Source organism: Erysipelothrix tonsillarum DSM 14972, from assembly GCF_000373785.1.
Taxonomy (GTDB): domain Bacteria; phylum Bacillota_I; class Bacilli_A; order Erysipelotrichales; family Erysipelotrichaceae; genus Erysipelothrix; species Erysipelothrix tonsillarum.
This window is the reverse complement of sequence record NZ_KB892377.1, coordinates 585,423-607,623: the sequence shown is the minus strand read 5'-3', so window position 1 is coordinate 607,623 and position 22,201 is coordinate 585,423. Positions and strand designations below refer to the sequence as shown.

The 22,201-nt window shown below is 36.7% G+C and carries 21 protein-coding genes and 1 other annotated feature; of the genes, 19 read left to right on the top strand and 2 right to left on the bottom strand.

Going from position 1 to position 22,201, the window contains the following annotated elements; all coding sequences use genetic code 11:
* Positions 1–100: 100 nt before the first annotated feature.
* The 7 genes from purB to B096_RS0102755 are packed head-to-tail and all read left to right on the top strand — an operon-like array spanning position 101 to position 5,368.
* On the top strand, positions 101–1,405 hold the full coding sequence (gene purB, locus B096_RS0102785; RefSeq protein ID WP_018579268.1) for an adenylosuccinate lyase: 1,305 nt from the start codon (positions 101–103) through the stop codon (positions 1,403–1,405).
* Positions 1,395–2,417, top strand: coding sequence for a GTPase (locus B096_RS0102780; protein ID WP_018579267.1), 1,023 nt, complete (start codon positions 1,395–1,397; stop codon positions 2,415–2,417). The genes purB and B096_RS0102780 overlap by 11 nt, the downstream gene beginning before the upstream one ends.
* A complete protein-coding gene (locus B096_RS0102775) occupies positions 2,417–2,701 on the top strand; it encodes a YhbY family RNA-binding protein (protein ID WP_018579266.1) in 285 nt (94 codons plus the stop codon). Before B096_RS0102780 ends, B096_RS0102775 begins: the two co-directional genes overlap by 1 nt.
* The gene (gene nadD, locus B096_RS0102770; protein ID WP_026254095.1) at positions 2,698–3,708 is read left to right on the top strand and encodes a nicotinate (nicotinamide) nucleotide adenylyltransferase; all 1,011 of its coding nucleotides are present in this window, start codon (positions 2,698–2,700) and stop codon (positions 3,706–3,708) included. Before B096_RS0102775 ends, nadD begins: the two co-directional genes overlap by 4 nt.
* On the top strand, positions 3,701–4,039 hold the full coding sequence (gene rsfS / locus B096_RS0102765) for a ribosome silencing factor (protein ID WP_018579264.1): 339 nt from the start codon (positions 3,701–3,703) through the stop codon (positions 4,037–4,039). Before nadD ends, rsfS begins: the two co-directional genes overlap by 8 nt.
* Complete coding sequence (locus B096_RS0102760) at positions 4,020–4,691, top strand: class I SAM-dependent methyltransferase (protein ID WP_018579263.1); 672 nt, start codon at positions 4,020–4,022, stop codon at positions 4,689–4,691. Before rsfS ends, B096_RS0102760 begins: the two co-directional genes overlap by 20 nt.
* Complete coding sequence (locus tag B096_RS0102755) at positions 4,688–5,368, top strand: 5'-methylthioadenosine/adenosylhomocysteine nucleosidase (RefSeq protein ID WP_018579262.1); 681 nt, start codon at positions 4,688–4,690, stop codon at positions 5,366–5,368. The genes B096_RS0102760 and B096_RS0102755 overlap by 4 nt, the downstream gene beginning before the upstream one ends.
* 66 nt (positions 5,369–5,434) lie before the next feature.
* Here B096_RS0102755 and B096_RS0102750 read toward each other — a convergent pair whose 3' ends face one another.
* Positions 5,435–5,956, bottom strand: coding sequence for a hypothetical protein (locus tag B096_RS0102750; protein WP_018579261.1), 522 nt, complete (start codon positions 5,954–5,956; stop codon positions 5,435–5,437).
* A 123-nt stretch (positions 5,957–6,079) separates the two neighbouring features.
* Between B096_RS0102750 and B096_RS0102745 the strand changes: the two genes are divergently transcribed.
* From B096_RS0102745 to B096_RS0102710, 8 genes are read left to right on the top strand one after another with little or no spacing between them, the layout of a single operon-like run.
* Complete coding sequence (locus tag B096_RS0102745) at positions 6,080–9,004, top strand: AAA family ATPase (RefSeq protein WP_018579260.1); 2,925 nt, start codon at positions 6,080–6,082, stop codon at positions 9,002–9,004.
* Complete coding sequence (gene ftsY, locus B096_RS0102740; protein WP_018579259.1) at positions 9,004–9,963, top strand: signal recognition particle-docking protein FtsY; 960 nt, start codon at positions 9,004–9,006, stop codon at positions 9,961–9,963. The genes B096_RS0102745 and ftsY overlap by 1 nt, the downstream gene beginning before the upstream one ends.
* Positions 9,953–10,270: a YlxM family DNA-binding protein gene (ylxM, locus tag B096_RS0102735; RefSeq protein ID WP_018579258.1), complete on the top strand. Its 318-nt coding sequence runs from the start codon at positions 9,953–9,955 to the stop codon at positions 10,268–10,270. Before ftsY ends, ylxM begins: the two co-directional genes overlap by 11 nt.
* Positions 10,263–11,465, top strand: a complete 1,203-nt coding sequence (locus tag B096_RS0102730; protein WP_018579257.1) for an acetate/propionate family kinase — start codon at positions 10,263–10,265, stop codon at positions 11,463–11,465. Before ylxM ends, B096_RS0102730 begins: the two co-directional genes overlap by 8 nt.
* The gene (locus B096_RS0102725) at positions 11,452–12,375 is read left to right on the top strand and encodes a DHH family phosphoesterase (protein WP_018579256.1); all 924 of its coding nucleotides are present in this window, start codon (positions 11,452–11,454) and stop codon (positions 12,373–12,375) included. The genes B096_RS0102730 and B096_RS0102725 overlap by 14 nt, the downstream gene beginning before the upstream one ends.
* Positions 12,376–12,411: 36 nt before the next feature.
* A complete protein-coding gene (locus B096_RS0102720; protein WP_244264559.1) occupies positions 12,412–15,480 on the top strand; it encodes a DNA polymerase III subunit alpha in 3,069 nt (1,022 codons plus the stop codon).
* A 20-nt stretch (positions 15,481–15,500) separates the two neighbouring features.
* Entirely contained in the window at positions 15,501–16,169 is a 669-nt protein-coding gene (locus tag B096_RS0102715) for a response regulator transcription factor (RefSeq protein WP_018579254.1), read from the top strand.
* Positions 16,153–17,559, top strand: a complete 1,407-nt coding sequence (locus B096_RS0102710) for a sensor histidine kinase (RefSeq protein WP_018579253.1) — start codon at positions 16,153–16,155, stop codon at positions 17,557–17,559. Before B096_RS0102715 ends, B096_RS0102710 begins: the two co-directional genes overlap by 17 nt.
* A gap of 539 nt (positions 17,560–18,098) precedes the next feature.
* Here the strand turns inward: B096_RS0102710 and B096_RS0102705 are convergent.
* Positions 18,099–19,469 (bottom strand): polysaccharide deacetylase family protein, encoded by a 1,371-nt coding sequence (locus B096_RS0102705; protein ID WP_039736853.1) that lies wholly within the window; start codon positions 19,467–19,469, stop codon positions 18,099–18,101.
* Positions 19,470–19,842: 373 nt separating this feature from the next.
* Positions 19,843–19,913 (top strand) — a sequence feature (ribosomal protein L21 leader region).
* A 17-nt stretch (positions 19,914–19,930) separates the two neighbouring features.
* Between B096_RS0102705 and rplU the strand changes: the two genes are divergently transcribed.
* The 4 genes from rplU to obgE are packed head-to-tail and all read left to right on the top strand — an operon-like array spanning position 19,931 to position 22,188.
* Complete coding sequence (rplU, locus tag B096_RS0102700; RefSeq protein ID WP_018579251.1) at positions 19,931–20,245, top strand: 50S ribosomal protein L21; 315 nt, start codon at positions 19,931–19,933, stop codon at positions 20,243–20,245.
* Between the two features lie 4 nt (positions 20,246–20,249).
* Positions 20,250–20,570 carry a ribosomal-processing cysteine protease Prp gene (locus B096_RS0102695; protein WP_018579250.1) on the top strand — a complete coding sequence of 107 codons (321 nt, stop codon included), beginning with the start codon at positions 20,250–20,252 and terminating at the stop codon, positions 20,568–20,570.
* A complete protein-coding gene (rpmA, locus tag B096_RS0102690; protein WP_003773744.1) occupies positions 20,567–20,851 on the top strand; it encodes a 50S ribosomal protein L27 in 285 nt (94 codons plus the stop codon). Before B096_RS0102695 ends, rpmA begins: the two co-directional genes overlap by 4 nt.
* A gap of 53 nt (positions 20,852–20,904) precedes the next feature.
* Positions 20,905–22,188, top strand: a complete 1,284-nt coding sequence (gene obgE, locus B096_RS0102685; RefSeq protein ID WP_018579249.1) for a GTPase ObgE — start codon at positions 20,905–20,907, stop codon at positions 22,186–22,188.
* Positions 22,189–22,201 lie beyond the last annotated feature (13 nt).

The window sequence follows — 22,201 nt, the reverse complement described above, 5'->3', positions numbered from 1 at the left end:
TTATGTATAATTGTAAGGTAGAGTTATTACGTTCAACCTTACAAAACCAAGTCTGGCGGTTGTATACTTCCAGACTTTATTATTTCAATCAGGAGGTTTTATGATTAATCGTTATTCACGAGATGTAATGAAAACAATTTTTAATGATCAATTTCGTTTTGAGGCTTGGCTTAAAGTAGAAATTTATGCAGCTGAAGCATTCAATCATTTGGGTGTGGTACCAGATTGCGACTTAGAAGCACTACAAACCAATGCATCCTTTGATATTAATCGTATTTATGAAATTGAAGCTGAAACACGTCATGATGTAGTCGCATTTACCCGAGCAGTAAGTGAAACCTTAGGTGACGAAAAAAGATGGATTCATTATGGATTAACGAGTACAGATGTCGTAGATACGGCATATGGATATATCTATAAACAAGCGAATGATGTGTTAGAAACTGGACTTCTTGAACTGATGGATGTGTTAAAAAAGCAAGCCATTCGGTATAAAGATACACCTTGCATTGGGCGTACGCATGGTGTTCATGCAGATGTAACCAGTTTTGGATTGAAATTTGCACTTTGGTATGATGAGATGAATCGTCAGCTAAATCGGTTTAAATCGGCACGAAAAGATCTTGAAGCCGGAAAGATTAGCGGTGCAGTTGGAAATTTCGCAAATACAGATCCATTTGTTCAAGATTATGTATGTGATCAGTTAGGTATCGCATCTTCAAACATATCGACTCAAGTATTACAACGCGATCGTCATGCGTTCTATATGTCTACATTGGCACTCATTGCGACTAGCATCGAGAAAATGGCTACAGAAATCCGTCATTTACAACGTACTGAAGTAGGCGAAGCTGAAGAATTTTTTAATAAAGGACAAAAAGGTTCTTCGGCGATGCCTCATAAACGCAATCCAATCGGAAGTGAAAATATGGCGGGATGTGCTCGTGTTATTCGTGGGTACATGATGTCATCGTTTGAAAATGTTGCGTTATGGCATGAGCGAGATATATCTCATTCAAGTGCTGAAAGGATCATATTTCCGGATGCAATTACTTTATTAGACTATATGATTCACCGATTTACACAAATTGTTGCGAATTTAGTTGTGTATGAGGACAAAATGGTGGATAATATCAACTTGACACACGGTGTTATTTTTGCGCAACGTGTAATGACAACGTTGATTGACCAAGGCAACCTCAGTCGTGAGGGGGCTTATGATTTGATTCAACCATTGGCGATGATGGCTTACAATCAAAATACATCATTTTTTGATGTCATTATTGAGGACGGAAACGTGTTACAATATATTTCACGAGAACAATTAGAACAATGTTTTGATTTAAACTACTTCTTACGGAGAGTTGATACCATTTTTGAAAGGGTAAATATATATGGAAAATAAAAAATGCGTTGGTTGTGGATCTGTTTTACAAACAGAAGATGCAGCTGGACGCGGATATGCAAAATCAATTGAAAATGATTACTGTCAATCGTGTTTTCGTCTAAAACACTATCGCGATTTTAAACGTGTTAAGGCAGATGTTAATGACGGAAATACGCTTGAATTTATTGAAGGATTCGAAGGTCACATCTTATGGGTGCTAGACATTATGCATCTTAATCAAAGTATGCATACAGGGCTTTTACGTGCATTACGACATAAAAGTGTCGTATTGGTCGTAAATAAACGTGATTTACTACCTAAATCAGTATCAAACAATAAACTTACGAATGCAATTATGCGATCTCTTAAAGATGAAGATGTAGCATTAATGGATATTGTTTATGTGTCAGCATTGAAGAAGAACACACTAGCGGACTTAAAACCTTACCTTGAGGATGCGCCGTGTGCCTTCGTAGGCTGTGTTAATGCCGGAAAATCTTCATTACTGAATGCTTTATTGGGTAAAAACGATTTATCCGTATCGCCTGTAGCTTCAACGACCGCGGATGTTTTGCACATTGAAACAGAAAGTTATGATGTATACGATACACCGGGGCTAAGCAATGAGACTAAATTATTGAATAAGTTCACGGATGAAAATCTTGTAATGTTAGCACCACAAAAAACGCTTAAGCCAGTTGTTTATCAGTTGTATGAAAAACAAACGATAATGATTGGGAATCTTGGTGCAATCACCATTACTCCGAAAAATCAAGTGCATGTCGTTTCTTACTTGCCGTTTGCACTTAAACGCATTAAACCGGAGCGTATGGATGCGAATTTTGAACTTGAACATGAATTTATGATTCAAAACCCGGAATATCGAAAACGAAAATGGCCGGTTAGTGATAAACATGTTGATATCGAAATTTTCGATGTGGGATTTATCAGTATTCAAGGTGATTTGAAAGAATTAGAAACAAGCTTCGATAAGGAAGCAGAAGTTATTATCAGAAAGGCGATCATTTAATGTTAAATAAAGATCAAAAAAAAGAATTGAAACGAATCTCTCATGAGGAAAAAACAACTGTATTTATTGGTAAAAATGGATTAACGGAAACCGTATATGAAACATTTGAAACGTCAATGCTTGCACACAATCTTGTGAAAGTGAGTATCCAAAAAAACTCAGATGTTTCCATTACTGAAGCAATTGAAGCGTTTGAAGATCGTTTCAGTTGTGACCTCGTGAGCAAAATAGGGCGCGTTGCAGTTTTCTATCGTTACAATAAAAACGGACGCATTAAAGTTTGAGTCGTGTCATTCTGTTTGGGGGGAGTTTTGACCCCATTCATGAAGGTCATCTAACGATGGCAAAACACGCCCTAAAACAACGCAATGCTGACGAATTGTGGTTTATTGTCAGCGCACAAAATCCATTTAAACAAGGCAGTTCAGATTTTAAACACCGTATAAATATGGTTCAATTAATGATCAATCCGTATCGTAAAATGAAAGTTCTTGATATTGAATCGAAAATGCCGATACCTTCCTATTCCATTGATACCGTTAAGGTGCTTCAAACTGAATATCCGGATATAACCTTTGAATGGTTAATCGGGTCGGATCAGTTAGAATCCTTACATCGTTGGAAAGACTTTGAATGCTTAAACCAAAAAATACAATTTATTGTTTATGCACGCGAAGCGGAAGATACGATGGAATATCCGCGAATAATGGGACCTGTGATGAAGATTAGTTCGACACAAATTCGTAAGGGTGAAAAGACGCAAACCGCACCCGCTGTTTTGAGATATATGAGTGAAAATGGATTGTATTTGGAATCAATCCTTTCAAACCGTGTTTCTTTGCAACGCTTTGAACATGTTAAACGCGTATGTGAAGTTGCATTAGAATTGGCCGCTGTGCATAGCGTTGATTTACAACGAATGTACTTAGCAGCTATGATGCATGATTTATGTAAAGAAGACTCGAAAGAAGCGCTAACGGCAATTATGGAGGCGACATATCCGCATAAACGTAGTCTCCATCCAGCGTTTTATCATGGTTTTGCAGCAGCGTCAGAGTTAGCCAAAAGATTTTATATTCGCGATAAGCAGGTACTAAATGCCATTAGAGGTCATGTTAATGGAGACTCAACTAATAAAATTGGTATGATTTTATACATTGCCGATAAATGTGAACGTGGCCGTGGTTATGATAGCGAGCCCTATATTCACCTTGCAAAGCAGGATTTGAATAAAGGATTTAAAGCAGTAAAACAGGCACAAGATGCCTACCTAAGGAGACCCAATGAATAAATTATTAGATGTAATTGTAAAAACAATCGACGAAAAAAAAGCAAATGATATTGTTACTGTTGATTTTAAACGTGAAAATCCATTATGCGACTATTTTGTGATTGCTGACGCACCCAGTGTTCGTCAAATTAATGCTATTGCTGAGTTTGTTGAGGAAGCAATTGAAAAAGAAGGGTATAAAATTCGTAGCATTGAACGCCAACATGGTTCAACATGGATTTTAATTGATGCCTTTGATGTTGTTGTGCATTTGTTCTTAACAGAAGAACGTGCTCACTATAATTTAGAAAAACTTTACCAGGACTATATCGATGAAAACGTATTACGATAAACTATTTGCTTCGCAAGAAGGGACACAATTATATAAAACGTTTATTCGAAATCATGCTCAAGGGCATACGCTTCTTGAACTTGCTTGCGGTACTGGCGATCTTCTGAATGAACTAAAAGAATCGTTTTCGGTCAAAGGCGTGGATCTTGATGAATCCATGCTTGCTTTGGGGTACGAAAAGTATCCGGAACTTGCTGATAAAATGGTTCAGGGTGATTTTTTAACTTATGAAGATGACACAGTTTACGATACGTTAGTCTGTGTTGGGGATAGTCTTAATTATATTTTGACAGAAGAAGATTTGTTGAAATTTGTAAATCAGAGTGTCAAATTATCGAATTGTATCCTTCTCGACTGTCATCATCCATTTCGTTTGACTGAATTTGCGGATGATTACTATGAAGAAGGTTCTACAGATGATTTTGATTATGCATATCAAATTGAAGTTGATGGCGAACATCTCGTTCATGTTATTAATTTTTTAGATGGTACCTTTGATAGTGTTTATCAATGGGTATTCAATCCTCAAATTCTAATTGATGCCTATGAAAAGCAGGGATACCACGTTACAGTTTTAACTGATTTTGAGCAACCGGGCATTACTCAAGAAGGTGAAAAATTAATGTTTGTCATTAGAAAGGAATTAATATGATTTTAATTATAGGAGCTATGCAAGAAGAAGTTCATGCACTGACAATGCTTATGAGTGATGTGAGTGCTGAAACACTTGATGATATTGCTGTTTATAAAGGGATGCTTTCAGGTCAAAGTGTTATAGTAGCGCAAAGTGGTGTTGGTAAGGTTAATGCTGCTTATACAGCAACACGTTTGATTGGTTCTTTCCAACCTGAAATGGTCCTCAATATAGGAAGCGCTGGCGGTTTGAAGATAGATCAAAAGCAAGGGGATATGGTTGTTGCATCAATGCTTCAGTACCACGATCTCGATATTGGTCCAAACACTCAAACTGATCCTCGTTTTATATTTGAAGTAGATGCACAATTATTAGAAATTGCGAAAAACACACTTGATGCGATGAAAAAACGTTATCATGTCGGATTGATTGTTTCAGGAGATCAATTTGTAACTAAGGAGTCCCAAGCTTTCACAAACATTCAGAAGCATTTTCCAGATGCGATTTGTGTTGAAATGGAAGCGACGGCAATTGCCCATGTATGTAAGCGAAATAATATTCCGTTTATCGTTTTACGCGGATTATCGGATGTTACTCATGATCCAGAAAATGAAGTTAATTTTGAGGCCTATTTACCTCTTGCAAGTAAAGTAAGTGCAGAACTCTGCCAATCATTCATTAATAATATAAAATAAAAACGTACAATGAATTCATTGTACGTTTTTTTAGACGTATCAATCGAAAAAACGATTGATACTTTTTTATGATTTTTTATTCTCAATTCCATAAGGACCGGTCCAAAGACCGTTTTCAAAAAACCAAGTTTTGAGATCGTCGCTAGTAAAAGGATTGTCTTGTTTAAATACGAGGGTTGATTTAACTTCGACACTATCTTTTTTTGCTTCGATTACGACAAATGCAGGGTACTTTTCAACACCCAATAATTGTTTTAAGCGTGTTACAGAAATGTTCTGAGCTTCAGACATATCGACCGAAATGATATCTGGTGTGGGACGTACGACTTGTTCTGTAGTAAGTGGAGCAAGTAATGCTTCTTCAACATAATCAGAATCGGCATCGCCATCTTTAAGTAAGAAGACATGTTGCCCTGGATTATCATTTAAAAATGTCTGAATTTCGTTAAGTTTAACGGTTTCGCTCTTAGGCATATCAGCACGCAGCGTTAGAGCACTGGTCTTCGGTTTAAATTGATCGTATAATACGACAAATAAGGACACGAGTGCAACAGCTGTAAACGCAATTAAAATAATTCGTTTTCGCATATTTCCTCCTAACGTAGCCAATAAAAGAATATCACTTTGTAATGAGAAAATCAAATTGTAGGATACATCTTTCATGTTTGGCGATATTACGGTATAATGAACAAGATAAGAATGGGGGTTTATATGTTCCTCAAAAAGATAGAAATGCAAGGATTTAAATCATTTGCGGATAAAGTCGTCATTAACTTTGATGACGCAGTTACAGGTATTGTAGGTCCGAACGGGTGTGGTAAAAGTAACATTAGTGATGCGATACGTTGGGTTTTAGGAGAGCAATCTGTAAAATCAATGCGTGGCTCAAGTATGACTGATGTTATTTTTAATGGGTCTGAATCCCGTCGTAAAGTGAATCTCGCGGAGGTAACCTTAGTATTTAATAACGAAGAACGGGCGTTAAACAGTGATTATGAAGAGCTGGAAATAACCCGTCGCTTGTATCGCGATACGCGTGAATCAGAATATCTCATAAACAAGGTGCCATGTCGCCTCCGTGATGTTCATGACCTAGTTATGGATACGGGTCTGGGGCGTGATTCGTTATCAATTATTTCGCAAGGGACAATCAGTTATTTTGCTGAAGCAAAACCAATTGAACGCCGTGTTATTTTTGAAGAGGCTGCTGGTGTCTCGAAATACAAAAAACGTAAAATCGAATCGATTAATAAGCTTGAACGAACAAAGGAAAATGTTGATCGTATGCAAGATATCGTCGATGAAATTACCCGTCAGGTTAGCTCTTTAAAGCGCGCAGCTAAAAAAGCAGAACAATATAAAGATAAAAAAGCGTTGCTTGAGTCGATAGAAGTTTCTGTGATTTGTCGCGAAATAAAAGAGTTAGAACAACTAATTGAATCAAATAAAAACGATACTTATCGTCTTGAATCAGAAATTGCAACGTTAGAAACTAATATTGGCGTTTATGATCACGAACTTCAGGAAAAACGCCAAGAAATATTTAAAATGGATCAAGACATTGTTAAAGGACAAGAAAAGGTCATGCAATTTGTTCGTGAAATCGGAATTTTAGAAACACGAAAAGTTGAGATTGATGAACGACGCAAATATACGCTTGAAGTTGGAGATAAGCAAGCGAAGGCACAGGAGTTATTTGCGGCGATGAATGATGCTAAACTGGAATACGAAGAGCGTAAAGAACGTCATCAAAAGCTTACAGCTGAGGTTGATTTATTAACGGAATCGACGTATGAAAAAAATAGAGCGCTTGCCGATAAGCAACAAGGGCTAAACGGGTTAATGGCATCATTGAATCAATTAAAAAACAGACATGAATTTATCATTCACCGACTCGAACGTCCATTTGAATCTCAAGCAGGCGTCCAAGCGGTAATGAAGAATAAGGGTTCTCTTTTTGGGGTGCTTGATGCCGTCGGAAATGTTTTTACTGCAGAAGATGGTTTGGAAGTTGCAATTACAACTGCTCTAGCTGGATCAATGATGCATGTTGTTACTGAGACTGACAAATCCGCGGTGAATGCAATTAATTTTTTGAAGAAAAATATGTCAGGTCGTGCTACTTTTATTCCATTAACATCGTGTAAATCACGTTCAGTTTCTGATGACGCATTAACAGTGTGTGAGCATGCACCAGGATTTATGGGTGTTGCATCGGATTTTGTGACTAATGATGCAATCTATGATGTTTTAAAAGAAAGTCTTTTAGGCAATGTTCTAGTGGTTTCGACGATTGAAGATGCCAACCGACTTGCGAAGCAATTACATCATTCCTATAAGATTGTAACGCTTGATGGCGATGTTATGCATCGTGGCGGTACAATGTCTGGTGGTAAGTCTAAAAACAACCAACAATCGATGTTGACTCTGAAACGCGATAAAGAAGCTTTAGAAACTGATATTTCTAAATTAAATGATCGCATTGTGTTTTCTGAAAATGAAGTGCGATCCCTTCAAACAACGCTTAAAGATACAAATGAAATCTTGATGCAACGACGAATTGCCTTAGCGCAACTGGAACCGTTGTTAGATGTTAAGCGATCCAAATATGAGCGTCTTCAACAAGAATATGAAGAAATCAATCCGAATGACGAGTTTGTAACGGAAGATATTGCTGATGAAGTGATAGGAAAACTTAACCGTGCCTATATGGAACGTGATGAATTGAGTTCAAATTTATCACTGATTCGGGAACGTCGTTTAGCGCTTGGGAATGATGTACAACGAAAAGAAGTACTCATTCGTCAGTATCGCAGTGAACTGAATAAATTAACGCAAGAGAAACACCAAGTTAATTTAAATGATACTAAAAATGCAACACGCTTAGAATCAAATTTAGAACGTTTATCGAGCGAGTATCAAATGACGTTCGAATATGCATTAGAACATGTTTATGATGAAGCGGCTGCAACGAGTCGGGAAGAAGTACTGAAGCTTCGAGGGGAAATTGCCGCATTAGGGAATGTGAACCTGGAGGCTCCCGAAGAATTCAAAGAGGCAAGCGAGCGTCATGAATTCTTGACCAAACAGTTGGATGATTTAGTATCTTCACGGGACAAGCTCCTGAGCGTCATCGAAGAAATGGATCAAATTATGGTCAAACAATTCAAGGAAATGTTTGATAAAATTAATGGTGAATTAGGTGCTGTCTTCAGTGCACTATTTGGTGGTGGTAAAGCCAAACTTGTTTTAGAAGATGAAAATGACCTTCTAAATACCGGGATTGATATTGATGTTCAACCACCTGGAAAGTCAGTCCAAAACATTCGCTTGTTCTCAGGTGGTGAGAAGAGTTTGATTGCAATCTCTGTTTTATTTGCAATTCTTAAAGCCCGCCATGTTCCACTTTGTATTTTTGATGAAGTTGAAGCTGCTTTAGACCAAGCAAACGTAGAGCGATTAGCAAACTATATAAAAGACTTTAGTGATGATACTCAATTCTTGGTGATTACTCACCGTTCTGGTACGATGGCGCAATGTGATGTCTTATATGGCGTTACCATGCCAACCCGCGGTGTATCATCGATGTTACGAGTTCGTCTTGATGAAGCGATTGAATTAAAGGAGGACGCATAATGGGATTTTTTGATATGTTTAAGAAATCAAATAAAAAAGATCAAAAAGAACAGGCATTGTATTCCACAGGCTTAGATTCAACGAAAGCATCATTTGGAAATAAATTAAAACAAATGTTTACTGGAAAACCTAAGTTTGATGATGCGTGGTATGATCATTTATTAGCAGTATTAATTCAAAGTGATGTTTCTTTAAAAAGTGCGCAAAAAATTATTAAAACCTTCCGAAAAAATGTTAAGACATCCATGAGTGAAGAAGAAGCGTTAGAAACATTGGTTGAAGTTATCTTACGTCAGTATGGTGAAAACTTATTGCCGTATACCATTGAACCCGGACGTTTGAATGCGATTCTTGTGGTAGGGGTTAATGGATCAGGGAAAACAACAACTTGCGCAAAACTTGCGTATAATTACCAACAAGAAGGATTTAAAGTTCTCCTTGTTGGTGGGGATACCTTTAGAGCGGCAGGAAGTAATCAACTCAAAGTATGGGCTGATGAGATTAGCGTGGATTTTGTAGGTGGTAACGATAACCAGGATCCCGCATCTGTATATGTTGACGCAGCACGTTATGCTAAAGAGCATGATTTTGATGTTATGATTTGTGACAGTGCAGGGCGACTTCAAAACAAAGTGAATTTAATGAAAGAACTTGAAAAAATGAAGCGTGTTTTAGAACGTGAAGTGGGAAGCATTGATCACACTTACCTGGTTATCGATGGTAATACAGGGCAAAACGGTCTATCACAAGCCAAGACATTTACTGAAGTGACACCGGTAGATTCATTAATCGTTACAAAATTAGATGGATCACCAAAAGGTGGCGTTCTACTCAGCATTAAAGATGAGTTAGATTTAAAAGTAAGTCATATCGGTTTAGGAGAGTCGGTAGGTGATCTAAGAGCTTTTGATATTGAAAGTTATTTGTATCATCTTGTAAATGATAATCATGAGCGTTGAGAAGGCGGTCAAGCTGAATCGACTCTTTGATTATTACGAAACTTTGTTAACAGAAAAACAAATACAAGTTTTTCAATATTATTACCAAGATGACTTGTCTTATCAAGAAATTGCGGATATCCTTAATATTAGTCGTTCGGCTGTTTATGATAATTTAAATCGAACAACCAAATTACTCGAAGAGTATGAGCAAAAGTTGGGAGTTGCGACATCCTATCAAAAATTATTTGATAAACTTTATGCCCTAGGGGATGGGGAAGTCAATAAAATCTTAGATGATTTCAATAGAGGAGGAAATTATGAGTAAAGTTTTAGCGGTTAATGCCGGAAGTAGTTCATTGAAATTTCAATTATTAGAAATGCCAGAAGCAGAGGTGCTTACAAGTGGTATTGTTGAACGTATTGGTTTAAATGATGGAATTATCACATTTAAATATAATGATCAAAAAGATACAGATACTTTAGATATTCCAGATCACCACGTAGCGGTTGATTTAGTATTGAAAGGTCTCGTAGAAAAAAATATTGTTTCAGATTTATCTGAAATCATTGCTGCAGGACATCGTGTGGTTCACGGTGGTGAATATTTCCAAGGCAGTGCATTGTGTAATGAAGATTCTGTTTCAAAAGTTGAAGAACTTGCAGACTTAGCACCACTTCATAATCCAGCTAACCTTATTGGTTACCGCGCATTTAAAGAAGCACTACCAAACGCAACACATATCTTTGCATTTGATACTGCATTCCACCAAACAATGCCTGAAGAGGTATTTATGTATGCATTACCATATGAATACTATACTGATTTAGCTGTTCGTCGTTACGGTGCACACGGGATTTCTCACGAATATGTTGCACAACGTACTGCCGAATTAATGGGTAAAAAGGTTGAAGATGTAAATTTAATCACATTACATTTAGGTAATGGTGCATCAATTTCTGCTGTAGAAGGCGGAAAATGTGTGAACACATCAATGGGCTTTACACCGCTTGCAGGTGTAATGATGGGAACACGTACTGGTGATTTAGATCCAGCAATCGTTACGTATCTTATGCGAAAATTAGATATTACTGCTGAAGAAGTTCTTGATATTTTCAACAAAAAATCAGGAATGGCTGGCATTAGTGGCATCTCAAGTGATGCACGTGATATTGAAAATGGTATCGAAGCAGGGAATGAACGCGCAATTCTTACACGTAAAATGTATGCACAACGCGTATTACAATATGTAGGTGCTTACGCACTTCAATTAGGTCATGTCGATGGACTCGTATTTACAGCTGGTTTAGGTGAAAACGATACCGGTACTCGTGAAGCAATCTTAGATGTATTACAACCAGGATTGAAACTTGACTTTGATCGCGCATTAAATGCAAAAACACGTGGAAAAGAAGTTAAATTGAGCACTGATAAATCAGCAATGGATATTTGGGTGTGTCCAACAAATGAAGAATTAGTGATTGCAACTGACGCTTATCGTATTCATAATGAACAAAACTAGTTTTATTCAATACGTTGAATCATTTGATCGTATTTGTTTATTTCGTCATGTACAACCCGATGGTGATGCACTTGGATCGCAAGTTGGGTTGGCGAAATGGTTGAAATTAAACTATCCTGAAAAAGAGATTGTAATGTTGGGTAGTGATCTGCACAACTTTACAATTTATGAACCAATGGATCAAATTGATGACCTAGGGGAATTTTTGGCAATTGTGCTTGATAGCGCAAATCAAGAACGAATCGATGATCAACGATATCAAGAAGGAAAAGCACTTATTAAAATTGACCACCACCCAGTGGTTGATGAATATGGTGATTTACAAATTGTTGACTCGAAACGAGGTAGTGTTTGTGAAATTGTAGCTGACCTACTTCAAGATTTGGGTATGCTTATGAATGAGGATGTAGCGAATACACTTTTATCCGGAATTCTAACAGATACGCAAAAATTTTCGATTGAAACGACATCTTCTAAAACCTTAAGAGCAGCAGCATGGCTTATGGATGAAGGTGCAAACATTACGAAATTAAATCATGCTATATTTTTGCGTACTCGACGTAATTTTGAAATTAATCGTGAAATTCAAAATCACATTGAAGTTAAAGACTTTTTCGCATATGTAATCATCGACCAAGCATTGCTTGATCAACTTGAAATTACAGAATCAGATGCCAAAATGTTTACCGGTTCAATGGCGGGAGTTCGCGAATTTAAGATTTGGGGATTGTTTGTACAAGCCGAAGACGGATCGTTTAAGGCTTCTCTACGATCACAAAACAATACGATTAATACAATAGCGCAACGTTATAATGGCGGCGGTCATCGTCTTGCTTGCGGTATTAAAGGTCTCACCAAGGAGACATTAGAAACTCTTATTACAGAATTGGCCGAAACATCGCTATTATAGCGATGTTTTTTCATGTATAATAAATGTAGAGGTGACATGATGGCAACACATTTAGCGGTTCGAAGTTATTATTCTTTGCTTAAAGGAATGATGTCTGTCGAATCAATTATTGAAAAGGCGAAAGTACAAAATATGAAGAGCATTGCATTAACCGACCGACATGTTCTTTTTGGTGCATTGGATTTTCAGTACGCTGCCAATAAGCATCAAATTAAACCAATATTTGGTATGGAAATCACCCTTGAATTTGAGGGCCTCCGCTATGATTCGCTTGTTCTCGCGCGTTCGAATCACGGTTATCAAGCACTAATCACTCTATCTTTTTCTTTATCGCAACATGGGTATGTATTAGAATCTGACGTGATTCCCTTTCAAGATGATTTAATTTTTATTGCCTATTCTGAACAAGGTCCATTTGAGAAGGGGATGCTTAATAAAGATTTACAAAGTGTTAGTGAAACGATGGATCGCCTTAATCATCAATTTGATTCGTTCTACATTGGATTGTCCCATCAAGAATCAAGTTTTTTTGTAAGTGTTAACGACCAGTTGCGCCAGATGGCTGGTTTGAAGTCCATTCAATGTCTTGCGGTACCCAAGGTATACTATGAAAACAAAGAAGATGAAGAAGCATTTCGGGCTCTTCAAGCTATTGATAAAAGCACCTACTTAGAGGATAAGACGCTTGTATCGTCTCCTAATCGTAATTTTATTGATTCGGAAACATTTAAGAGTCTCTATACTGAAGAAGAAGTCCAATTAACGGACACGATTGCGCAAATGTGTAATGTAAATCTTATGGAGCTCACTACCCAGTTGCCGGTTTTTGAAACGAATCAAGAGGTTTCCAACAAAGTATATCTTGACCAACTCAGTCGGTTCGGCTTAAAACGACGTTTAAAAAATAACGTATCACAAGTATATAGGGAACGTTTAAACTACGAGCTCGACATCATTAACAAAATGAATTTTACAGATTATTTTCTAATTGTGTATGATGTAATTCGATTCGCAAAAAAAGAAGGGATCTATGTTGGTCCGGGGCGTGGAAGTTCGGCAGGGTCACTAGTTGCTTACTGTCTTGGTATCGTAGAAATTGATCCGATTGAGTATAATCTTTTGTTTGAACGTTTTTTAAATCCGGAACGAATTTCGATGCCAGATATTGATATCGATTTTCCTGATGACAAGCGTCAATTCGTAATTGATTATGTACGCAATAAATACGGTGATGATCATGTAGCCCATATTGTAACTTTCGGGACTCTTAAAGCACGTCAAGCTTTTCGAGATACAGCACGAGTACTTCAGGTACCCATTCGTAAAGTTGATCAAGTCTCGAAGTTGATTAATCCAGTGATGCCTTTAAACCAAAACTATGCCTCAAATAGTAAATTGAGGTCTTTAATTGATTCGGAATCCATTTTAATGAAGACCTTTGAACTTGCAGGGAAGATTGAAGGCATACCCCGTCATACATCAACTCATGCCGCGGGGATTGTACTTAGTAAGAAGTGTTTAGAATCTGTAGTACCCGTCATACAACTTGATACTGAAACAATTGCAGTTCAATATGATATGAATCATTTGGAAGCAATCGGACTTGTGAAAATCGATTTCCTCGGATTAAGAAATTTGACAATTATCGATAATATTAGTCGTCAAATTAATGAACACGAGCCTTTTGATATCATGACGATACCTCTGGATGATACAAAAACATTTAATTTAATCGCTCAAGCTGAAACAGTAGGCATTTTTCAATTGGAATCCGATGGTATGAAAGCTTTACTTAAAAAAGTAAAGCCACGTCAATTCAGTGATATTGTGGATACAATTGCTTTATTTCGTCCAGGTCCAATGGAAAACATCCCGCTTTATCTTGAATATCGTGAGCATCCTGAAAAGGTTCAATATATCCATGAAGATTTAAAAAAAATAACGGAGAGCACCAATGGTATTTTAATTTACCAAGAACAAATCATGCAGGTTGCGCAGATAATGGCTGGATTCAGTCTTGCGAAGGCCGATATTTTGCGTAAAGCAATGGGTAAAAAAAATGCTAAAGAATTGGATGCTTTGAAGACGGACTTTATTGAGGGATGTATCCAACAAGGACATGATGCTCCATTTGCTGAAGAACTTTTTGCTTTAATTTACAAATTTGCAAATTATGGTTTCAATAAATCTCATTCTGTTGCTTATGGATTAATTGCCTACCAACTTGCGTATCTTAAAGCAAATTATTCACACCTGTTCTATACGTATCTGTTAACAAGTGTTATTGGTAGCGAAGTCAAAACCCGTCAGTACATCGATGAGTGTAGACGTAGAAATATTGAACTTCGTTGTGTGAATCTTGAGCAGAGCACGAATGCTTATACATTAGAAGGGTATGCAATTCGCTTGCCATTTACCGTAATAAAGGGTATTAGTAAGAGTGTGGGTACTAAAATCCGTGAGGATGTAGAGATGCATGGGCCCTATCTCAATTATTACAACGCAATCAGTCGCTTGAATTTAGTGGGGATTAAGCGTAACCAATTTGAGATGCTGATCCACGCAGGTGCTTTTGATTATCTTAATTCTGATCGTTTAAGTATGATTGCTTCACTGGAGGAAGCGATTCGTTATGCAAACATAATCCGCGTGGAAAAAGATGGCCAATCATCACTTAATATGGATTTGATCAGTGAGCCAATTTTTACGGTCGTTGATGAAAATAGACGTCAAGTTCTAAATGATGAATTATTGGTACTTGGATTTTATTTTAGTGAGCATCCAACTTTGCGTTTAAAGCAAAAACACGAAGCGGATTCGCTAGTGGATGTTAAAGTTCGTGATAAATACTTCAGAATTATCGCAATGGTTGATCGTATTAAACTGCATCGAACGAAAAAAGGTGATCAAATGGCCTTTATTCAACTCAGTGATGATACAGGTTTGATTGATGGAGTGGTATTTCCGTCAGTATATGATAAAATAAAAGTGAGCCTAGAAATAGGGGCACTTGTCTTAGTGAAGGGGCAGATGCGTGAGCCGGGATCTTTAATCATAATGGATATGTATCGATTTGATTCTAAACCCGAATTTCACGAATCATAAAATGAAAGAGGTGAATTCACATGGTTAGATTTTTGATTGTAGATGATGAAGAAAAAATTAGAGAAGTTGCTAAGGAATATGCAAAAGCAACAGGTTTATTATGTGATGAGGCGTCCGATGGAGCTGAAGCGATAGAAATGGTTAAAAACAATGACTATGATGTTGTGGTTTTGGATATCATGATGCCAAATCTTGTTGGTTTTACTGCATGTCGTGAAATTAAAAAAATTAAGGATGTTCCGATAATTATGTTATCGGCACGACAAGAAGAATTTGATAAATTACTCGGGTTTGAATTAGGGATTGATGACTATGTCACAAAACCTTTCTCACCGAAAGAATTAATGGCGCGTATCAAAGCGGTAAGCGAGCGTGCTAAAGGAATGAAACACAGTGTCTATACCTTTGGCGGACTTGAAGTGGATATAACAGGCCGCAATTTAATTATTGATGGCGAACGTATCAATGTTACACCGAAGGAGTTTGATTTGTTGGTGTTCTTAATCCAACATAAAGATCAAGCGTTGTCACGTGATGTTTTATTAGATAAAGTATGGAATTATAATTATTATGGTGATTATCGTACCGTTGATACGCATATCAAAATGTTAAGACAAAACTTAGGTCCATACCGCGATTATATTGTGACGGTTCGTGGAACAGGTTACAAGTTTGAAATCAACAACTAAAAATATGGCGTTTCGGATCTGGTTCTACTTTCTACTTTTAACGGGAATTATGCTGTTATTCTTATGGATGCTGCAAATTTCGTTTATAGGACCTTATTACGAACGCAATCGATCTCAAACAATTCAAATGAAAGTTACGGAGATCGAACGACTTTTGGAACGATCTGATATTTCAATTGTGGAAGAAGCGACAGGGAAGATTCTCGCTACGGAAAATATGTGTATTAGTATTTATAACGATCTTGGGGTTCGAACCTATATTGGGGAGAATCCCAATATTCCATGTCAGCTGAATAATTTAAAAAATTCTACCATGAAAGAGTACATGATTATGGCGGATAATGCGCCAACGCGTGATTTTTCAATTAATTTTAATAATGGTATTCATGAGCAAGGAATGTATTTTTACGGTCGCAGTACTATGATTAATGGCAGAACCAACTATATCTTTGTGATTTCTCCAATTAAGTTGTTAGATTCGACTGTCTTTGTTTTAAAACGCCAGTTTGGTTTATTAGCATTGGTAGTTTTTAGTGTGGCGACAATCGTAGCGTTTATTCTATCAAAACGACTTTCGAGTCCAATTACCAAAATCACGAATAGTGCTAAAAAGTTAGCGGAAGGTGATTTAACAGTAGATTTTCAAGGTGATGATTACTCTGAAGTTGAAACCCTTGCAGACACATTGAATTATGCTACAGAAGAGTTTCGTAAAACCGATGAGTTGCGCAGGGATTTAGTGGCGAATGTATCGCATGATATCAAAACACCGTTGACCATGATAAAAGCTTATGCTGAAATGATTCAGGATATTTCAGGAGATAATCCTAAAATGCGTGAACAGCATTTAAATGTAATTGTGGATGAGGTTAATCATCTTGAGCGACTTGTTAATGATATGTTGACGCTTTCAAAGTATGAGGCAAATGTATTTGATATTAAAGAAACAGAGTATTTTATGCTTCAACAAATTCGTAGCACGACGCATTTATTTTTAGCTTTGGATATACAATTTGAAATTCATTGTGATCCGAACTTAATGGTGCTCGCGGACGAAATCAAAATGGGGCAAGTTCTTTATAACTATATAAACAATGCAACTAAATATGTAGGGGAAGATAATCTAATCATTATCAGTGCAGTTTCTGAAGGTGATCAGGTGATTGTTTCTGTGACCGATCATGGTATTGGTATTGGTCCTGAAATCGTTGACCATATTTGGGATCGATATTATAAAATCGATAAAAACTATCAACGCAGTGGTACAAGCAGTGGACTTGGGTTATCGATTGTTAAAGCAATCTGTGATGCGAGTGGTTCTAAATACTGGGTTGAGTCTGAACTTGGTTTAGGAACTTCGTTCTTCTATACAATGAAAAAAGCAAAATAAACAAGGTTCTAGTACCTCCGAAGTTCGTACTTAATAAAAGCGCAATTGCTATTATTTAGTTCAAGACTTTGGAGGTTTTTTTGGATAAACACACCAAAAGACTGTATGAATTTAACGTAGATTGTTGAATAAGTTCTGTTAGGAAAGTGTGATACCTTCGTTAATAAGTATTAAATAGATGAAAAAGAGACCGTGTATTGTACTTTATATAAATGTGTATGTTTTTTTTGAGAAGTATTTTTAAAATTGCATTTGATACGGATCAAGAAACCATGGAATATCTTTCGTATAAAGGCATTAGGCAAAATTGATTCCACCACAAGTCAAAGAGAGCATATACATTATCAATTAAAAGTTGATGACCAAAAAAAGATATCGTAGTTCAAGATGTAAGGTTAAGCATTAAAAAACGTTCGGTAGAATAACACCGAACGTAATCAAAAATTTAGGATACTAAAACTTATTACTTTTAAATAATATTTTGTTTATTAAGTTCTAACTTAATAGATTATAGTATCATCCTGATTTTTTTATTTTTTTTAATTGCTTGGATTGGCTTCAAAGTAAATTGCGCTAGTTTTTACAATGTCATTGCGTGCTTCAAGGAGTTCTTCAACCGTTACAAATTTATAGCCTTGATCATGGAGCTTTTTAGCTGCACATTTGAACCCTTCGTAGCTTGTGTCATAAATATCATGAAGTAATATAATAGCACCATCATGTTTATATTTATCAATTGTATTGCAAATTTGTTGTGGATCACGTGTGAGCCAATCTTCGCTATCGACCGACCAATTGACAAAAGTAACGTTCGTGCCTTTTCGCACATCTGCATTTGCATTGCCATAGGGAGGTCGTACCATGAAGGGGCCTGGAAGCCCAGAAGCCTTATAAAGGGCTTTTTCGGTTTTTTCAATTTCTTTGTTGACTGCCTTGATATCCATAGAATTAAAGTCTGGATGACTGAATGAATGACTTGCGATTTGATGACCACGTTCTACAACTTCCTTAACAATCGATTCATTACCTTCTATGCGTTCACCAACCATAAAAAATGTAACTTGTCCGTCATATTGCTCGATTTCATCCATAATCATTTGTGTGTTTTTGTGATGAGGTCCATCATCAAACGTAAATGCAACCATCTTTTCTTTTGGATCGATTCCTCGATCCAAATATACAGGAGGGATTTCTCCATCCGTTTTTTCAAATTTTCCAATTGATTGAGAGAGGTAATCAGTAATTTTTTCAAGTTCAAAAGAAATAGGCGTTGTAAAACGATCGAAATTAAAAATCATTTCGGTATCGGTTAATGATAACGCGACATCATCATTAAGAGATGTTTCCTTCAGGTATTGAAGGCGGTCCATTTCTTTTGGCTTTGAAACTTCTTGTCGTATATCACTTATAATTTTCTTTAGCCCAGGCTCATTGAGTAAATCTTGAGCTTTTAAAAATTCGCCACGTTCCGTGTCATAAGTTCGCGATGTAGACGTTGAAATTTCATGATTCAAAAACGTTTTGAGAACAACTGTTACATATTTATCGTGGACTTGATAAACATCGTAGTCTTGAAAAATTTCGGTTCTCTTTCCATTCGCATTGGATAATCCTTTTGTGAGTTCTTTGCTTTGATCCGTAAACGTTTTAATCCATGAATTTACTCCGTCATTTTCAAGACGCGGATAATGCAGAACGATGACACTGTCATCTGAGGTTTCTTTAATAACTTCATGATGACCTATTTTTTTATACTCGTTTGAGACACGTGTCATGTATTTCGGATACTTTGAGAAAGGATTAAATATCAAAGTAACGATGATTGCCACAACGACGAGTAAAGCAGCTCCAATTGATGCGACTGCTTTCATATTGAGTTTGCGTAACTTATTGCTTCTTTTAGCTTTCATTAGCGCACCCAATATTAGTTATAAATGCTTTCATCCCAAATCCACCTTTCGTAAAGATTTTAACATAGAAAGCCGATGATATAACGATAAATTCGTAATCTTAAGAAGAATTTAAGGAATATAGATTTTAAGAGTAAAAATCATTGAAATAAAGTGGTTGAATTTTGATATTCCATAATTCATTTCAAACTGAAAATTACGAGTATAGCTTTATAATATATTAGAAAAAGAGTATAATAGAAGAATAATTATTGGACTAATGGAAGTGGAAAATCGTCATTAAACAATAATTTAAATAATTTACATATATACTAGACATTAGTAGTGGTCTGTTATATAATGTTAAGGCATTTAAAGGCGTAGTTGCATGTCTCTGGACGTACAACCGCACACTGTAAGGTTTAAGTGATTCGTCCACCTTACTTGGCGAGTCTTATGGCAAAAATTGAAGGAGGTGTACTATGTACGCAATTATTGAAACAGGTGGAAAACAAGTTTTAGTTGAAAAGGATCAAACAATTTTCGTAGAAAAATTGGATGTTCAAGAAGGTGAAGAAATTGTTTTTGAAACCGTTGTAGCTGTTAAGAACCGCACTCTTAAAGTTGGTACTCCATACGTTAAAGGTGCTACTGTAACTGCAAAAGTTGAAAAACATGGAAAAGGTAAGAAAATTACTATCTTCAAGTATAAAGCTAAAAAAGGTTCAACACGTAAAAAACAAGGTCATCGTCAACCGTATACTAAGTTAGTTGTAACTGACATTAACGCAGGATAGTTCGATGATACATGTATCTGTTTTGATTAGTGATGGCACTTATAAAAAAATGACTGTAACAGGTCATGCTGGTTCTGGTGAACATGGATTTGATCTTGTGTGTGCCGGTGTTAGTTCCATTATGGTTGGTGCTCTTAATGGTTTCGATGCGTTAGATAATTCTGTTGAATTAGTCATGACACGCGAACCACTAATTGAAATTGAAATTAAACATAGTAATGAACTTAATCAAAAATTATTTGAGTTTGTATTGTTACAACTTAAAACAATGGAACAAACTCAATCACAATATATCGAAATTAGTGAAAAGGAGGTAACTTCATGAAATTCGTATTAGATATCCAATTATTTGCTTCTAAAAAAGGTGTTGGTTCGACAAAAAATGGTCGTGACTCACACTCGAAACGTTTAGGCTCGAAACGCGCTGATGGTGAATTCTGTACAGCAGGTTCAATCTTATACCGCCAACGTGGTACAAAGATTCATCCAGGTGTTAACGTAGGCCGTGGTGGCGACGACACTTTATTCGCTAAAGTGGATGGTGTTGTTAAATTCGAACGCATTAGCAAAACTCGCAAATGTGTTTCAGTTTATCCAGTAGCTTAATCTGAAGCCCCCTTAAATAGGGGGTTTTTAATTGAAATGGAAAGGGTGATTTAATGTTTGTAGATCGCGTAAATATAAAAGTAATAGCCGGTAACGGTGGTGATGGAATGACTTCTTTCCGTCGTGAGGCCTTTGTTCCACTTGGTGGACCTTATGGTGGCGATGGTGGAAAAGGTGGCGACATTGTTTTTGTTGCTGATTCAAATAAGTCTACATTGCTTGATTTAAGATATAACCGTGTTATTAAAGCTTCACATGGTACGCCTGGGAAGAACAAAAAAATGCATGGTGCAGGAGCACAAGATGTCATTTTAAAAGTTCCTGTAGGTACAATGGTTATCGACAATGAAAAAGGAATTGTTATTGCTGACTTAACAGAAGTTGGACAACGCGAGGTTGTCGCTCACGGTGGACGCGGCGGAAGAGGAAATGCACGTTTTGCAACAGCAAATAACCCTGCTCCTACTTTTTCGGAAAAAGGCGAATTGGGTCAACAACTTGATATTACAATCGAGTTAAAACTGCTTGCTGATGTTGGAATTATTGGTTACCCATCTGTTGGGAAATCAACGTTATTATCTGTAATATCTCGTGCTAAACCTGAGGTTGCGGATTACCATTTTACGACAATAGCTCCAAATTTGGGAATATCAAGTAGCCCGGATGGCAGATCTTTTGCAGTTGCCGATTTACCTGGGTTAATTGAAGATGCCCATCTAGGTAAAGGACTTGGACATGTTTTCTTAAAACATATCGAACGTTGTCGCGTTTTAGTACATGTTGTCGATATGGGTTCGGAAGATGGTCGTGATCCTATTGAAGATTATCGGATCATTAATATGGAACTTGAAAAATATAATGAAGATTTACTAAAAAAACCGATGGTAGTGGTTGCGAATAAGATGGATCTTGAAGTAGCACCTGCAAACTTAGAAAAATTCAAAGCGGCTTATCCGGAACTTGAAGTCTTTGAGCTTGTAACCATGGTTGGTGAAGGGATTGATTCATTATTGTACCGTCTTGCTGATATTCTTGATGCTCATGTTGAAGAACGTATCGAAGAACAAAGTGAATCGGTAGTTTATAAATATGAAGCTCCAAAACGAAACTTTGATATAGAACAAATTAATCAAACAAAATGGCGTGTTACAGGCGATATTATTGACCGTCAATTACGTCAATATGAGTTTGATACTGAAGAATCTGCCATTCAATTTGGTCTCGCTATGAAACGTCTAGGTGTTGATCAAGCACTCCGTGATGCGGGTGTTAAAGATGATGATGTTGTAATTGTTGCAGATATTCAATTTGTTTTTGAAGAAGGTATGGTAGAATAATAATAGGTGATAA

Coding starts and splice junctions, on each gene's coding strand:
- B096_RS0102725 (WP_018579256.1), top strand. CDS start 11,452: ATGAACAAAACTAGTTTTATTCAATACGTTGAATCATTTGATCGTATT.
- rplU (WP_018579251.1), top strand. CDS start 19,931: ATGTACGCAATTATTGAAACAGGTGGAAAACAAGTTTTAGTTGAAAAG.
- B096_RS0102780 (WP_018579267.1), top strand. CDS start 1,395: ATGGAAAATAAAAAATGCGTTGGTTGTGGATCTGTTTTACAAACAGAA.
- ftsY (WP_018579259.1), top strand. CDS start 9,004: ATGGGATTTTTTGATATGTTTAAGAAATCAAATAAAAAAGATCAAAAA.
- obgE (WP_018579249.1), top strand. CDS start 20,905: ATGTTTGTAGATCGCGTAAATATAAAAGTAATAGCCGGTAACGGTGGT.
- B096_RS0102715 (WP_018579254.1), top strand. CDS start 15,501: ATGGTTAGATTTTTGATTGTAGATGATGAAGAAAAAATTAGAGAAGTT.
- B096_RS0102745 (WP_018579260.1), top strand. CDS start 6,080: ATGTTCCTCAAAAAGATAGAAATGCAAGGATTTAAATCATTTGCGGAT.
- B096_RS0102750 (WP_018579261.1), bottom strand. CDS start 5,956: ATGCGAAAACGAATTATTTTAATTGCGTTTACAGCTGTTGCACTCGTG.
- B096_RS0102730 (WP_018579257.1), top strand. CDS start 10,263: ATGAGTAAAGTTTTAGCGGTTAATGCCGGAAGTAGTTCATTGAAATTT.
- B096_RS0102760 (WP_018579263.1), top strand. CDS start 4,020: ATGAAAACGTATTACGATAAACTATTTGCTTCGCAAGAAGGGACACAA.
- B096_RS0102720 (WP_244264559.1), top strand. CDS start 12,412: ATGATGGCAACACATTTAGCGGTTCGAAGTTATTATTCTTTGCTTAAA.
- purB (WP_018579268.1), top strand. CDS start 101: ATGATTAATCGTTATTCACGAGATGTAATGAAAACAATTTTTAATGAT.
- B096_RS0102775 (WP_018579266.1), top strand. CDS start 2,417: ATGTTAAATAAAGATCAAAAAAAAGAATTGAAACGAATCTCTCATGAG.
- B096_RS0102705 (WP_039736853.1), bottom strand. CDS start 19,469: ATGAAAGCTAAAAGAAGCAATAAGTTACGCAAACTCAATATGAAAGCA.
- rpmA (WP_003773744.1), top strand. CDS start 20,567: ATGAAATTCGTATTAGATATCCAATTATTTGCTTCTAAAAAAGGTGTT.
- B096_RS0102695 (WP_018579250.1), top strand. CDS start 20,250: ATGATACATGTATCTGTTTTGATTAGTGATGGCACTTATAAAAAAATG.
- rsfS (WP_018579264.1), top strand. CDS start 3,701: ATGAATAAATTATTAGATGTAATTGTAAAAACAATCGACGAAAAAAAA.
- B096_RS0102755 (WP_018579262.1), top strand. CDS start 4,688: ATGATTTTAATTATAGGAGCTATGCAAGAAGAAGTTCATGCACTGACA.
- ylxM (WP_018579258.1), top strand. CDS start 9,953: ATGAGCGTTGAGAAGGCGGTCAAGCTGAATCGACTCTTTGATTATTAC.